At 57.5% G+C, this 13,939-nt stretch carries 16 protein-coding genes; 13 read left to right on the top strand and 3 right to left on the bottom strand.

Going from position 1 to position 13,939, the window contains the following annotated elements; genetic code table 11:
• Positions 1 to 34 precede the first annotated feature (34 nt).
• Positions 35 to 952 carry a putative 2-dehydropantoate 2-reductase gene (locus AC1D2Q_RS12990; protein WP_477813424.1) on the bottom strand — a complete coding sequence of 306 codons (918 nt, stop codon included), beginning with the start codon at positions 950 to 952 and terminating at the stop codon, positions 35 to 37.
• 140 nt (positions 953 to 1,092) lie between these two features.
• Here AC1D2Q_RS12990 and AC1D2Q_RS12985 point away from each other — a divergent pair, with 140 nt between their 5' ends.
• Together AC1D2Q_RS12985 and AC1D2Q_RS12980 are read left to right on the top strand one after the other, a co-directional pair.
• Positions 1,093 to 1,578 (top strand): YajQ family cyclic di-GMP-binding protein, encoded by a 486-nt coding sequence (locus AC1D2Q_RS12985; RefSeq protein ID WP_018926510.1) that lies wholly within the window; start codon positions 1,093 to 1,095, stop codon positions 1,576 to 1,578.
• 136 nt (positions 1,579 to 1,714) lie between these two features.
• Entirely contained in the window at positions 1,715 to 2,557 is an 843-nt protein-coding gene (locus AC1D2Q_RS12980) for a mechanosensitive ion channel family protein (RefSeq protein ID WP_477813423.1), read from the top strand.
• 142 nt (positions 2,558 to 2,699) lie between these two features.
• Here AC1D2Q_RS12980 and AC1D2Q_RS12975 read toward each other — a convergent pair whose 3' ends face one another.
• Positions 2,700 to 4,043, bottom strand: a complete 1,344-nt coding sequence (locus AC1D2Q_RS12975; RefSeq protein WP_477813422.1) for an OprD family porin — start codon at positions 4,041 to 4,043, stop codon at positions 2,700 to 2,702.
• A gap of 895 nt (positions 4,044 to 4,938) precedes the next feature.
• Between AC1D2Q_RS12975 and AC1D2Q_RS12970 the strand changes: the two genes are divergently transcribed.
• Both AC1D2Q_RS12970 and AC1D2Q_RS12965 read left to right on the top strand, forming a co-directional pair.
• Positions 4,939 to 5,364: an HIT family protein gene (locus AC1D2Q_RS12970; protein WP_477813487.1), complete on the top strand. Its 426-nt coding sequence runs from the start codon at positions 4,939 to 4,941 to the stop codon at positions 5,362 to 5,364.
• A gap of 3 nt (positions 5,365 to 5,367) precedes the next feature.
• On the top strand, positions 5,368 to 5,574 hold the full coding sequence (locus AC1D2Q_RS12965) for a SlyX family protein (protein ID WP_477813421.1): 207 nt from the start codon (positions 5,368 to 5,370) through the stop codon (positions 5,572 to 5,574).
• A gap of 62 nt (positions 5,575 to 5,636) precedes the next feature.
• Here the strand turns inward: AC1D2Q_RS12965 and AC1D2Q_RS12960 are convergent, their stop codons facing one another.
• Positions 5,637 to 6,239 (bottom strand): cold-shock protein, encoded by a 603-nt coding sequence (locus AC1D2Q_RS12960; protein ID WP_019651434.1) that lies wholly within the window; start codon positions 6,237 to 6,239, stop codon positions 5,637 to 5,639.
• Positions 6,240 to 6,702: 463 nt separating this feature from the next.
• Here AC1D2Q_RS12960 and AC1D2Q_RS12955 point away from each other — a divergent pair, with 463 nt between their 5' ends.
• The 9 genes from AC1D2Q_RS12955 (at position 6,703) to tolQ (ending at position 13,921) form a co-directional block, all read left to right on the top strand.
• A complete protein-coding gene (locus AC1D2Q_RS12955; protein WP_477813420.1) occupies positions 6,703 to 7,041 on the top strand; it encodes a ribbon-helix-helix domain-containing protein in 339 nt (112 codons plus the stop codon).
• A 136-nt stretch (positions 7,042 to 7,177) separates the two neighbouring features.
• Positions 7,178 to 7,399, top strand: coding sequence for an FmdB family zinc ribbon protein (locus AC1D2Q_RS12950; protein WP_010457489.1), 222 nt, complete (start codon positions 7,178 to 7,180; stop codon positions 7,397 to 7,399).
• 122 nt (positions 7,400 to 7,521) lie between these two features.
• Complete coding sequence (gene aspS, locus AC1D2Q_RS12945; protein WP_018926502.1) at positions 7,522 to 9,297, top strand: aspartate--tRNA ligase; 1,776 nt, start codon at positions 7,522 to 7,524, stop codon at positions 9,295 to 9,297.
• Positions 9,298 to 9,417: 120 nt separating this feature from the next.
• Positions 9,418 to 10,164, top strand: coding sequence for a YebC/PmpR family DNA-binding transcriptional regulator (locus AC1D2Q_RS12940; protein ID WP_018926501.1), 747 nt, complete (start codon positions 9,418 to 9,420; stop codon positions 10,162 to 10,164).
• Between the two features lie 163 nt (positions 10,165 to 10,327).
• Positions 10,328 to 10,852 (top strand): crossover junction endodeoxyribonuclease RuvC, encoded by a 525-nt coding sequence (gene ruvC / locus AC1D2Q_RS12935; protein ID WP_018926500.1) that lies wholly within the window; start codon positions 10,328 to 10,330, stop codon positions 10,850 to 10,852.
• A gap of 115 nt (positions 10,853 to 10,967) precedes the next feature.
• Positions 10,968 to 11,579, top strand: a complete 612-nt coding sequence (gene ruvA / locus AC1D2Q_RS12930; RefSeq protein WP_007933256.1) for a Holliday junction branch migration protein RuvA — start codon at positions 10,968 to 10,970, stop codon at positions 11,577 to 11,579.
• A complete protein-coding gene (gene ruvB / locus AC1D2Q_RS12925) occupies positions 11,580 to 12,641 on the top strand; it encodes a Holliday junction branch migration DNA helicase RuvB (protein ID WP_018926499.1) in 1,062 nt (353 codons plus the stop codon).
• A gap of 127 nt (positions 12,642 to 12,768) precedes the next feature.
• The gene (ybgC, locus tag AC1D2Q_RS12920) at positions 12,769 to 13,236 is read left to right on the top strand and encodes a tol-pal system-associated acyl-CoA thioesterase (protein WP_477813419.1); all 468 of its coding nucleotides are present in this window, start codon (positions 12,769 to 12,771) and stop codon (positions 13,234 to 13,236) included.
• A complete protein-coding gene (gene tolQ / locus AC1D2Q_RS12915) occupies positions 13,226 to 13,921 on the top strand; it encodes a protein TolQ (protein WP_018926498.1) in 696 nt (231 codons plus the stop codon). The genes ybgC and tolQ overlap by 11 nt, the downstream gene beginning before the upstream one ends.
• Positions 13,922 to 13,939 lie beyond the last annotated feature (18 nt).

Here is a 13,939-nt window from a genome sequence, read left to right as displayed (position 1 = left end):
CTGAAAAGGAACAAGTGGCCAGCGTAGCCGCTGCTCAGTCGCTGGGCAATCCAAGGCTGTGCAGATGAGCGATCAAGCGCTGCTGCAATTGATTGAGGTGGGGCAGGTTCAACTGATGCCGCGACGCAACTTTGCAGGCATGGCCCAACAGGTAGCTGATTTCGGTGCGGCGCTGATTGGCGACATCCTGGTACATCGAGGAGAAATTGGTCGCGGTTGCCTTGATCACCCTTTCGACTTCCTCCCGCAGGTTTTCGGCTGCCGCCGGCTGGCCGCAGCGCTCCAGCAGTTCGGTGAGTTCGGCGCACAGGGTGGCCACTTCGCACTGATGTTGCTGCAAACCGCCGTTGCGGCATTCGTGCAGGACGGTCAACGGGTTGATCGCACAATTGAGCGCCAGCTTGCGCCACAGCCTTGTGAGAATGTCGGTGCTCCACTCATGGGGAATGCCGGCGTCGCTCAAGTCCTCCAGCCAGAACGGTGCCACCGGATGGCCGGCATCTCCCAACCAGGTGTAACCATGACCGGCAAACACCACACGCCAGTCGCCATCGCGAAACGCGCCTTCGGTACTGGAGGCGAAGATGCAGCGGGCATGCGGGACTTGCGCGGCGACGGCGTCCTGGCTGCCAAGGCCATTTTGCAACAGGATCAGTTCGGCGTCGGATGTCAGGCGGTGGGCGAGCCGGGCCACGGCGGTTACGGCGTCATAGGCTTTACAGGCCACCAGCAGACGGCTGATCGGCCCGTCGCTGTCGGCTGTTTCGCCGGGCACCGGGTACAGCTGCGCTTCGCCGTGTTCGACCAGCGTCAGCCCGCCCGCCGCCTGATAGGCCTGCAGGCGCGCCGCGTCCCGTACGATCAGCCTGACCGGCACTGAAGCCCGAGCCAGACGGCTGGCCCACAACGTGCCGAGGCTGCCGGCGCCCAGAACATGCCAAGGGGTAGACATCAGCTTTTTACTCGGTTTGTCGCTGGCATGTGAGGCTCGCAGTATCGGTTGGAAAAGACCCGTTATAATGAGCCCGATTTTAACCGCAAGCCAAGCGCGCTCCATCGTTATCGAGCGCGCCTTTTTATTGGAGAAATTACATGCCGTCGTTCGACGTGGTATCCGAACTGGACAAACACGAAGTCACCAACGCGGTCGAGAACGCCGTCAAGGAACTCGATCGTCGTTATGACCTGAAAGGCAAGGGCAGCTTCGAGTTCAAGGAAAAAGACCTGACCGTCAACCTGACCGCTGAAGCCGATTTCCAGCTCGAAGCGATGATCGAGATCCTCAAGCTGGCCCTGGTCAAGCGCAAGATCGACGTGCAATGCCTTGAAGTCAAGGATGCCTACGCGTCGGGCAAGCTGATGAAGCAGGAAGCGGTCCTCAAGGAAGGCATCGACAAAGAGCTGGCGAAGAAAATCGTCGCCCACGTCAAAGATGCCAAGCTCAAGGTCCAGGCTGCCATTCAGGGTGAGCAGGTACGTATCACCGGTAAAAAGCGTGACGATCTGCAGGAAGCCATCGCCGCCCTGCGCGCCAAAACTTTCGACATGCCGCTGCAGTTCAATAACTTCCGCGACTGACCTTTCAAGCGGGAACCTCTCGGCGATTTCGACGTCCGAGGCCCAAGCAACGGCAGAAACGACCGAGCCTTATGGGGTCGGTCTTTCTGCCGCTCATTTTTTGCGTGCCGGGTAGCCGGAAATCAGGAGAAAGAAGATGGATTTGAATGCTGAAGTGGACAACCTCGTCAAGGCGTCTCAAGCCTGGATTCCGATGATCATGGAATACGGCAGCCGCGTGTTGCTGGCGGTGATCACCCTGGCCGTTGGCTGGTGGCTGATCAACAAAGTCACGCAAAAACTGGGCGGCCTGCTGGCGTTGCGCAACGCCGACCTGGCGCTGCAAGGCTTCATCAGCAGCCTGGCGAACATCATCCTCAAGGTTCTGCTGATCGTCAGCGTGGCGTCGATGATCGGTGTGGAAACCACCTCCTTCGTCGCGGCTATCGGTGCGGCCGGCCTGGCCATTGGTCTGGCCCTGCAGGGCAGCCTGGCGAATTTCGCCGGCGGCGTGCTGATTCTGTTGTTCCGCCCGTTCCGTATCGGTGACTGGATCGAAGCCCAAGGTGTTGCCGGTACTGTCGACAGCATCCAGATTTTCCACACCGTACTGCGCACTGGCGATAACAAAACCATCATCGTGCCTAACGGTAATCTGTCGAACGGCATCATCACCAATACCAACCGTCAGCCGACCCGCAAAGTGGTTTTTGATGTGGGTGTGGATTACGAGGCCGACTTGCAGAAGGCCCGTGAAGTATTGCTGGAACTGGCCAAGGATCCGCGAGTGTTGACTGAGCCAGCACCGGAAGCGGTGATTTCCACACTGGGCGACAGTTCGATTACTGTTTCCCTGCGCGTGTGGGTGAAAACCGCTGACTATTGGAATGTGATGTTCATGTTTAACGAACAATCGCGTGATCGCTTGAAGACTGCCGGCATCGATATTCCATTTCCGCAGCGGGTTATTCGCGTGGTGCAGGAATCGGCAACGGTTTAATGATCTGTCTTTCAACTAATGTCTGACCGTTTGGTCAAGCATTTTGCAAGCCCCGATCCTTTAAACACAATGCTGTAGCCAATAAAAAAGGCCCATCCGAAGATGGGCCTTTTTTTGATTACCGCGAACTAACTTTCTGCAATTACAGAATGTTGAGCGGGTAGTCGGTGATCAGGCGGAACTCAGAGATATCGCCTTCGCCTTCGTCTGCGTTGGCGGTGTGCCATGCTTGACGGATGCGGAACGACAGATCTTTAGCTGGGCCGGACTGAATTACGTATTTAACTTCCACGTTGGTTTCGTGGTGTTTACCGTCTGCACCGTAAAGCGGGTTGCCGTTACTGTCGCGGTATGTGCTGTTAGCAGCAAGACCGGTACCATCGATGTCCCAACCTTTCACGTAACGGGTCATGAAGCTCAGGCCAGGTACGCCGTATTCGGCCATTTTCAGGTCATAACGGACTTGTACCGATTTCTCGCCAGGGGCGTTGAAGTCAGAGTACTGGATGGAGTTGGCGAGGAAGATCGAGTCGCCACCACGGTTGTTTTTACCCACACCGATGTAGTCGAACGGGGTATCGCCGTTCACTTTCTGGAAGCCCAGGGTGACGGTGTGCGCTTTCAGGAACGAGTAAGCAGCGGCCAGCGAGTAGGCGGTGTTGCTGATGTCGCCTGCTTTAGCGTTACCGGTGTCCTTGGTGTTGTAGATGTTACCGTCGAAGTTGATCGAGTTGTCGCCACCCAGTGCGAGGGTGTAGTTCGCGTTGGCGTAGTACTGGTTCCAGACGTCTTCGAGCTTGGCACCGTAGAGCGAAACGCTCAGATCTGGGGTAATGCCGTACTTGCCGCCGAAGTAGTCGATGGAGTTGGCTTTCACGCCAGCGTAAGTAGCCCACAGGTCGCCGTTACGGGCGTTGCTGTCCTGGCTGGTTGCCGAGTAGAAGTGACCGGCTTCGAGGTCAAGGTCTTTGACTTCGCTGCTCTGCAGTTGGATACCGCTGGCAGTTTGGTGAAGGATACGGGAGCCGCCAACAGCGAACACCGGAGAGGTGCTTGGCTGCATGTCGCCGATTTTCAGCTCAGTCTTGGAGATGCGGAACTTGGCGGCAGCGCCGGCTTTGCCCTGGTTGTTTTCGACCTCGCCATCATTGCCCACGGGCATGTTGCCGGTACCACCATATTTGTCGGAACCGTCCAGCTTAATGGCCAGTTGACCCCAAGCTTCAACGCCAACACCGATCAGACCTTGGGTGTAGCCCGAGCTGTACATGCCCTGGATGCCCTGGGTCCAGTCTTTGTCGTCGGTTGCGCCGTCTTTCTTGTTACGGTTGTAGTAGTAGTTGCGAACCAGCAAGTCGAGCTTGCTGTCTTCAACAAAACCTTTGGCTTCTGCCTGGTCGCTTACGAAAGGTGCGGCTACTGCCAACTGTGTACTGGCTGCTGCTGCAACTGCCAGTGCGATCATGCTCCACTTCATCACGCGCATCGTGATTTGCTCCTTTGGTTTTTAGAAGAGTACTGCCGTCCCACCTGATTTATTATCTGGGCGGCTCTTTCTTTTTGTGTCGGCGCAAACTTATATCACGCCGACCCTATTGGCGATACTTGCGCATCTAACCTTTCAGCTTCTTTACGACCCTGTCGCAAATGGCTTGATCAATGTCGCAAATTCACAATCCCGACACAATCGGACTGACAACTTCAGCGCTGTTTTCCAGGGCTTGAGCATCGGTAAAAAAGAGTCCCTGGTCCTGCACTTGAATCTCCATCGGGCAACCCTGCCACTGTTTTTATTGGTCTTCAGGCTTCCACTTCCAGCGGAGCGCTTATAGACGATACGGGTGTTAATGCAACAAGCGTGCACAAACCAGAATTCTGTTGCTGTTTTTTTCAGAAAGCCTGCCTGTTGCTGTAAAAACCTCATAAAACCGGGGGTTCAAGCTCGTTTTCTTAGGCTTGACGCCATGCTTTGCATCGTGGTTACCACATCGAAGCTGCGGGGGTGACAACCAAAAACGTTACCGGTTCACCCCGCCAGTGAGTAATTGGCGGATGCTGACGCACTGAGCGTAGACGTGTTGTGCGGTTTTGGTGCAAAAAATTTTATTCCTGTACTGAATTCACACATGGTGGCTTTGCCGTGGGGGCGAACAGTGCGTTGTTTATGGGGTATTTCGGTGTTTTTTCCCTGGCGGCCGGTTCTGTCATGGTGCGTCCCGAATCAAAATGGCGCATCACGGAGCGCCCGCAGGACGGTGCTGGCGGCAGTTCGTCGTGAAGCGTGTGGCGTTCGCAGGTATGCTGCCGTCCTGTCGCTTGGTACGCCGTCTTTCGGTGGGGGCGCTAAGCTGAAAAAAGATGACCAGAGGGGAGTGTGCGCTGTGTTTGCTTTAGATCCACGACTTCAACAAGACACGTTGCCAATCGGCGATTTCCCGCTCTGCCGGTTACTGCTGTCCAATGATTCGAATTACCCCTGGTTCATCCTCGTGCCACGCCGCGAGGATATCAGTGAAATATTTCAGCTGGATGGCGCAGATCAACAGCAGCTGTGGCGAGAAACGACTGAGCTGGCGGAAATCCTCAAGGACTCTTTCGACGCGGACAAGTTGAACGTCGCGGCCTTGGGTAACGTCGTCAATCAGTTGCACATGCATGTGATTGTGCGCAAGCGTGAGGACGCCGCCTGGCCAGCCCCGATCTGGGGCAAACAGGAGGCCAAGCCATACAGTTCAGAGCAGATCGCGATGATTCGCGAGCGACTGCGTCTGGTATTGACCGACGATTTCAAGTTTCTGGAGGGCTGAATCATGAGCCTGGACGACCGCGTTACCGATCTGGAAAGCCGGCTGGCGTTTCAGGATGACACCATCCAGGCATTGAATGATGTGCTGGTGGCGCAGCAGCGGGTGGTCGAGCGTCTGCAGCTGCAAATGACAGCGATGCTCAAGCGGCAGGAGGAAATGGTCGGCCAGTTCGAATCCTTCGAAGAAGAGGCGCCACCGCCGCATTACTGAAATGCTGGGCATAAAAAAACCGCGAACAGTCTGAACTGTTCGCGGTTTTTTTTAGCCTTGAATCAGCGGCGCGGCAGTGCGGCGATCACGTCTTCAGCTTGCAGGCCTTTGTCACGATTCATGACAGAGAACTCCACGCGCTGGCCTTCCACCAGAACGCGGTGGCCTTCACCGCGAATCGCCCGGAAATGCACGAAAATATCATCGCCGGAGTCGCGGGAAATAAAGCCGAAGCCTTTGGAGGTGTTGAACCATTTGACGGTGCCAGTATCGCGGTTGCTCATGTCATAGCTTGGCGCGGCGGCGGCCGGTGAAGATTTGTAGAAGCTGATGGCCAGGTGCAGGAATACGGCGATCAGGGCAGCGACCAGGCTGAACAGAACGGCAGGTTGACCGGCGATGACAGGCATCGGGGCGATCAGCGTCAGGGTTTGCAGTACGACAGCCAGAACCAGCAAGGCGCTGACCAGGTTTTGCAATTGATGACGCGGGCCTTTGTTCCAGTAAGGGATAACAGGCGCAAGGGTGAGGTTGAGCAGGCCGAAAAAGGCCAGGTAAAGCGCATCGGGTTGTTGCAGGTAAGGTACCGCTTCGGATCGCAGGCTAGGGATGAAGGACAGCAGCAGGGCTGCTGCGCCCATTAGCAGGTGGACGATTTTCAACATTTTGATTAACTCACGTTAAGACGGATCACAAGGAAGAGCTGATAGAGCACGGTTCGCTTCAGAACAATAAGAGGCGTTGGGCACGTACCTGATATCAGCCTATGCGCAGCCCCCGGAAAATAGGTGGTAGCGACACACTGCCTATTTAACAGCAAAGCCTGCGGCTACTCAAATCAGGCGGTCCGACGGCGCTTCCATTGGCATGGCGCGCGGATGACGCTGCCGAGTGTTATTCGTGCGCTGTGTTTCTCGGATCTTTCGCCTTTTCGTTGAGTGATGTTGCGTCAGTTTTCGTAGGAAATCGTCCGGCCTAGGACGAGCTCCATGATCGCCCCTTCGTTGTTGGCTTATCCTACATTGATGGTCATAAAGTCATCTGGATATACCGTAGCGCCTGCGCTTTTATAAGGAAACGGAATATGGCCTTTACAAGCAGCAAGGATGACAAAGGAGTGTCAACGGTATGGTTCATGAAGATAGACAAGGCGAGGGGAGGATCGGTCCACTCAAGGATATAAGGATTGATTCACTTGTCGGCGAATTCGATATGGGGCTGGCCCAGCCCTTATCCCGGTCGGTGCGTTTGAATGGTTTTGCGACCTGTTTGCGGCTTGAACAGGTCTATTGGGATATTTTGGGCGACATGGCCAAGGTCAATTGCTGCTCGGTCAGTGCGCTGTTGTCCCATGTGGATCGCGAGGTGCACTTGCGCCATGGCGGGGTGAAGAACTTCACGGGACTGGTGCGGGTTGTCTGCGTCGTGCACAGCCTGAAGGAGGGCGGTTGCCCCGTCATGGCTTAGCGAGAGCAGCTGAATGAGTCGAGTGTCGGTCTGTGCAGTCTTACGGCTGCACAGGCTGCATTTAATGGATATAATCCCGCTCTTTGCCGCAAAGCCCTGCATGCGCGGTAGCAATCTGATCGCCGAGACAACCCCCATGCCGATGTACGATTACCAATGTGCTTCCTGTGGTCATCAGTTGGAAGCCATTCAAAAGATCAGCGCAGCACCGCTGGTCGACTGCCCTGCCTGCCAGGCGCCAGAGCTTAAAAAGATGCTGTCCATGCCCGGTTTCCGCCTCAGTGGCACCGGCTGGTACGAAACCGACTTCAAGACCGGTTCCAAGAAAAATCTGGCCGGTGGCGACAAAGCTGACTAGGGTCTAGCGCCCGGGTTGAACGACACGCGCGAGCTCTTGCATCATCTGGCACCTTATTCAAGTGCGGTGGTGCGGCAAGACCTCCACCCGAATTTCGAATTACGAGAAGTGAAACCACTACCATGATGCGCAGCCATTATTGCGGCCAACTGAACGAAAGCCTGGAAGGCCAGGAAATTACCCTTTGCGGATGGGTTCACCGTCGCCGTGACCATGGCGGGGTGATTTTCCTCGATATCCGTGATCGTGACGGTCTGGCCCAGGTGGTGTTCGATCCGGACCGTGCAGAGAGCTTCGCCGCCGCCGATCGCGTGCGCAGCGAGTACGTCGTGAAGATCACCGGCAAGGTTCGCCTGCGTCCGGCCGGTGCAACCAACGCCAACATGGCGTCGGGCATGATCGAGGTCCTGGGCTACGAGCTGGAAGTGCTGAACGAATCGGAAACCCCGCCGTTCCCGTTGAACGAGTTCTCCGACGTTGGCGAAGAAACCCGCCTGCGTTATCGCTTCCTTGATCTGCGTCGCCCTGAAATGGCCGAGAAGCTGCGTCTGCGTTCGCGCATGACTACCAGCATCCGCCGCTATCTGGACGAGAACGGTTTCCTCGACGTCGAGACGCCGATCCTGACCCGTGCAACGCCGGAAGGCGCGCGTGACTATCTGGTGCCGAGCCGTACTCACGCCGGTTCGTTCTTCGCCTTGCCGCAATCGCCTCAGCTGTTCAAGCAGCTGTTGATGGTGGCCGGCTTCGACCGTTACTACCAGATCGCCAAGTGCTTCCGCGACGAAGACCTGCGGGCTGATCGCCAGCCGGAATTCACTCAGATCGACATCGAGACCAGCTTCCTCGATGAAAAAGACATCATGGGCCTGACCGAAGGCATGATCCGCAACCTGTTCAAGGAAGTGCTGGGTCTGGAATTCGGCGAATTCCCGCACATGACCTTCGAAGAGGCCATGCGCCGCTACGGTTCCGACAAGCCAGACCTGCGTAACCCGCTGGAACTGGTGGATGTTGCCGATCAGCTCAAGGAAGTCGATTTCAAGGTATTCAGTGGCCCGGCCAATGACCCGAAATGCCGTATCGCCGCCTTGCGCGTTCCAGGCGGGGCGAGCATGCCGCGCAAGCAGATCGACGATTACACCAAGTTCGTCGGCATCTACGGTGCCAAGGGCCTGGCGTACATCAAGGTTAACGAGCGTGCTGCCGGTGTTGAAGGTCTGCAGTCGCCGATCGTGAAAAACATCCCGGAAGCCAACCTGAACGTGATCCTCGATCGCGTGGGTGCGGTCGATGGTGACATCGTGTTCTTTGGCGCCGACAAAGCCAAGATCGTCAGCGAAGCCCTGGGCGCGCTGCGGATCAAGCTGGGTCATGACCTCGAGCTGCTGACCTGCAAGTGGGCGCCAATGTGGGTCGTCGACTTCCCGATGTTCGAAGAGAACGACGACGGCAGCTTCAGCGCCTTGCACCACCCGTTCACCGCGCCGAAGTGCACTCCTGAAGAGCTGGAAGCCAACCCGGCTGGCGCTTTGTCCCGTGCCTACGACATGGTCCTGAACGGCACCGAGCTGGGTGGCGGTTCGATCCGTATCCACCGCAAGGAAATGCAACAGTCGGTGTTCCGTCTGTTGGGTATCAACGAAGCGGAACAGGAAGAGAAATTCGGCTTCCTGCTCGACGCCCTGAAATACGGCGCGCCGCCGCACGGTGGTCTGGCCTTCGGTCTGGACCGTCTGGTGATGCTGATGACCGGCGCCCAGTCGATCCGTGAAGTGATTGCCTTCCCGAAAACCCAGAGTGCTGCCGACGTGATGACGCAGGCTCCGGGCGTGGTAGATGCCAAGGCGTTGCGTGAACTGCACATTCGTCTGCGCGAAACGCCAAAGGCAGAGTAAGGCTGACCGCAAAGGCGCATCCTGTGGGATGCGCCTTTTCTTTAGGTCGAGATTTTTTTGTTGCTGGCCGACACTCCCTGTGTGGCGGGCGATGTTTCAAAGAGAAATTCGGAGCGAGTTATGGCGGGTCATTCCAAGTGGGCGAACATCAAGCACCGCAAAGAACGTCAGGATGCCAAGAAGGGCAAGATTTTCACCAAGTGGATTCGTGAGCTGACGGTCGCTGCCCGTCAGGGCGGCGCTGATCCGGGCTCCAACCCGCGTCTGCGTCTGGCGCTGGATAAAGCGCTGGGTGCGAACATGAGCCGTGACATCATCGACCGCGCGGTGGCCCGTGGTGCCGGCGCTGCCGATACCGATGACATGGTCGAGCTGACCTACGAAGGCTATGGCCCGGGTGGCGTGGCGGTGATGGTCGAATGCATGACCGACAACCGCAACCGTACCGCAGCCGCTGTTCGCCATGCGTTCAGCAAGTGCGGCGGTAACCTCGGTACCGACGGCTCGGTGGCTTATCTGTTCGAACGCAAAGGGCAGATTTCCTTCGCGCCGGGGGTTGATGAAGACGCGCTGATGGAAGCAGCCATGGAAGCCGACGCCGATGACGTGGTGACCAACGAGGACGGCTCCATCGACGTGTTCACCTCGTTCGCTGGTTTCTATTCCGTGCGCAACGCCTTGGAGGCCGCAGGCTTCAAGGGCAGCGATGCGGAAATCGTCATGTTGCCGACCACCAGTGCCGAACTGGATCTGGAAGGCGCCGAGAAGGTTCTCAAGCTGATCGACATGCTCGAAGACCTGGATGACGTGCAGAACGTGTATTCCAACGCGGACATTCCAGAGGCGGTGGCCGCACAGCTCGGTTGATGCCTTTATAAAGATCGCAGCCTTCATCAGCCCTGCAGGCGCTGGCGAAGCCTGCGATCTTTTGATTTTCAGCTATTTATTTTAAAGATCGTCCGAACGCGGCCCGAGCCTTCGGCAGCTCCTACGGTTACTCTCAGATATTCGCACTAGCTTCGCAGGCGTTATGACTTTAATTCTTGGTATCGACCCCGGCTCGCGTATCACCGGTTACGGCATTGTTCGCGATACTGGCCGTGGTTGTGTTTACGTGGCATCGGGCTGTATCCGCACCGGTGCTGGCGAGTTGCATGAGCGTCTGCAGATCGTCTATCGCGGCGTGCGTGAAATCATTCAGACTTATGGCCCGGTCACCATGGGCATCGAGAAGGTGTTCATGGCGCGCAATGCCGACTCCGCGCTGAAACTGGGGCAGGCCCGTGGCGCGGCGATTGTCGCCGGCGCCGAAGAGAGCCTGGAAATTGCCGAGTACACCGCAACCCAGGTCAAGCAGGCCGTGGTCGGCACCGGCGCCGCCAATAAAGAACAAGTGCAAATGATGGTCATGCACATGCTGAAACTGACCAGCAAGCCGCAAATCGATGCCTCGGATGCCCTGGCCATCGCGATTTGCCACGCTCACACCCGTTCCAGCCTGTTGCCTCATGGCCTGGGCGCGGCACGCAGTCGTGGCGGGCGCCTGCGTCTCTGATAGCATCAGCAATCATTTTTTGTGGGATGAGGGTTTTGCGCCTGTGTTGTCGGTGCAAAACCCTTGTTCTGTCAGTCGCCAGCACTGATCTGGCCAACGCTCAAGGATCTGAAACGTGATTGGACGCTTGCGCGGCACTTTGGCTGAGAAACAGCCGCCGCACCTGATTCTGGATGTAAACGGTCTGGGGTATGAGCTGGAAGTGCCCATGACCACGCTTTATCGCTTGCCGTCGGTCGGTGAACCGCTGACCTTGCACACCCATTTGGTCGTACGCGAAGACGCGCAGTTACTCTATGGCTTCTTCGGCAAGCGTGAGCGAGACTTTTTTCGCGAACTGATCCGTCTCAATGGGGTAGGGCCGAAACTGGCGCTGGCCCTGATGTCGAGCCTGGAAGTCGACGAGTTGATCCGTTGCGTGCAGTCCCAGGACACCTCGGCGCTGACCAAGGTGCCGGGGGTGGGCAAGAAGACTGCCGAGCGTTTGCTGGTGGAACTCAAGGATCGCTTCAAGGCCTGGGAAACCGTACCGAGCATGTTTGCGTTGGTGCCGAACCAGCCGGATGCGCCAGCGCAACAAGTCGCTGCCGCCGAAAATGACGCGGTCAGCGCGCTGATTTCCCTGGGCTACAAGCCGCAGGAAGCCAGCAAGGCGATTTCCGCGATCAAGGAGAAGGGTTTGAGCAGTGAAGACATGATTCGTCGTGCCCTGAAGGGAATGATCTAAGTGATTGAAGCTGATCGTCTGATCGCCGCTACGGGTGGCCCCCGTGAGCGCGAAGAAGTCCAGGACCGCGCGATTCGTCCCGTCAGCCTGGCCGAATACATTGGCCAGCCGACCGTTCGCGAGCAAATGGAGTTGTTCATCCAGGCCGCGCGCGGGCGCAATGAATCGCTGGATCACACCCTGATTTTCGGCCCGCCGGGCCTGGGTAAAACCACCCTGGCCAACATCATTGCCCAGGAAATGGGCGTGTCGATCAAAAGTACCTCGGGGCCGGTCCTCGAGCGTCCTGGTGATCTGGCTGCATTGCTGACCAACCTTGAGCCCCATGACGTGCTGTTCATCGACGAGATCCATCGGTTGTCGCCGATCGTCGAAGAAGTGCTGTACCCGGCGATGGAAGATTTCCAGCTCGACATCATGATCGGCGAAGGGCCGGCCGCGCGTTCGATCAAGCTCGATCTGCCACCGTTTACCCTGGTTGGCGCCACCACCCGTGCCGGTATGTTGACCAACCCGTTGCGCGACCGTTTCGGGATCGTCCAGCGCCTGGAGTTCTACAGCACCGCCGACCTGGCAACGATTGTCAGCCGTTCGGCGAACATTCTCGGTTTGCCGCTGGATCCGGAAGGCGCCTTTGAAATCGCCCGGCGTGCCCGTGGCACACCGCGAATCGCCAACCGCTTGTTGCGCCGGGTCCGGGATTTCGCCGAGGTTCGTGCCAAGGGCCACATCACCAAACCGATCGCCGACCTGGCCTTGAACCTGCTGGATGTCGATGAGCGTGGCTTCGACCATCAGGACCGACGCCTGCTGTTGACCATGATCGAGAAGTTCGACGGTGGGCCGGTGGGGGTGGACAGTCTGGCCGCTGCGATCAGCGAAGAACGCCACACTATTGAAGACGTGCTGGAGCCGTACCTGATCCAGCAGGGCTATATCATGCGCACGCCGCGGGGGCGGGTAGTGACCCGGCATGCGTATTTGCACTTCGGCTTAAACATTCCGTCACGATTGGGCGAGATGCCCGTGGTAGACGAGTTCCTCGATGCCGTGGACGATTAATCACCTTTGCGCGCTGATTTATTCGGGGTTTGTGCTGTCCCAGGACGGTACTTTCGCCAGAAAGCCGCGAATCAATGAAAAACAGTTGCCTGGCCGGATTGGCAACCTGAGGAGTAAGCACTAGAGTATGCGCGCGCAAAACGGGCTTGAGCCGTTCGCACATCGTTGTCGCGTTTATTACGAGGACACCGATGCGGGCGGCATCGTGTATTACGTCAATTACCTCAAGTTTATGGAACGGGCTCGAACCGAGCGGCTCCGGGAGCTGGGCTTTGCCCAGTCGGCGCTGGCAGGGGAGGACCTGTTGTTCGTCGTGCATTCCAGCGAAGCGCGTTACCACGCGCCGGCGCGACTGGACGACGAGCTGCTGGTAAGCGCCGAAGTAATTGAATTGAACCGGGTCAGCCTGCGCTTCAAACAGCAGGTCAGGCGGGCTACGGATAACGTGCTGCTCTGCGAAGGGCAGTTTCTGGTGGCCTGTGTGCGCACTAACAGTTTGAAACCCCGGGCCATTCCCGAAGCTCTACGTGCGGCCTTTGCCGACGTGAGCGGCGCGGGTACACACTTAAAGCAGGAGATAAAGCGTGGAAGCTAACGTCGTCGACCATTCCTCCATGTGGAGCCTGGTCAGCAATGCCAGTGTCGTGGTGCAACTGGTAATGCTGATCCTGGTAGCCGCATCGGTGACCTCGTGGATCATGATCTTTCAGCGCAGCAACTTGCTGCGCGCCGGTCGACGTGCCCTGGAGAGCTTTGAAGAGCGCTTCTGGTCCGGTATCGACCTGTCCAAACTCTACCGTCAGGCCGGCAGCAACCCTGATCCGGATTCCGGCGTCGAGCAGATCTTCCGTGCCGGCTTCAAGGAATTCTCCCGTCTGCGCCAGCAGTCGGGCGTTGATCCGGAAGCGGTCATGGAAGGCGTGGCGCGTGCCATGCGCGTAGCCATCTCCCGTGAGGAAGAGAAGCTCGAGCAGAGCCTGCCGTTCCTCGCCACCGTCGGTTCCGTCAGCCCGTACATCGGTCTGTTCGGTACAGTCTGGGGCATCATGAACTCCTTCCGTGGTCTGGCGACCGCCCAGCAAGCGACCCTGGCCACTGTGGCTCCAGGTATCGCCGAAGCACTGGTTGCTACTGCGATCGGTCTGTTCGCCGCCATCCCGGCCGTTATCGCCTACAACCGTTTTGCTGCCCGCAGCGAAACCCTGCTGGGCCGCTATTACACCTTCGCCGACGAATTCCAGGCGATCCTGCACCGCAAAGTGCACACCAGCGAAGAATAAGCAGGTAATTTCCAATGG

This window comes from Pseudomonas sp. P1_A1 (assembly GCF_056406935.1).
Note: the sequence above shows the minus strand (reverse complement) of the source record. Positions and strands in the feature narration are given on the sequence as shown.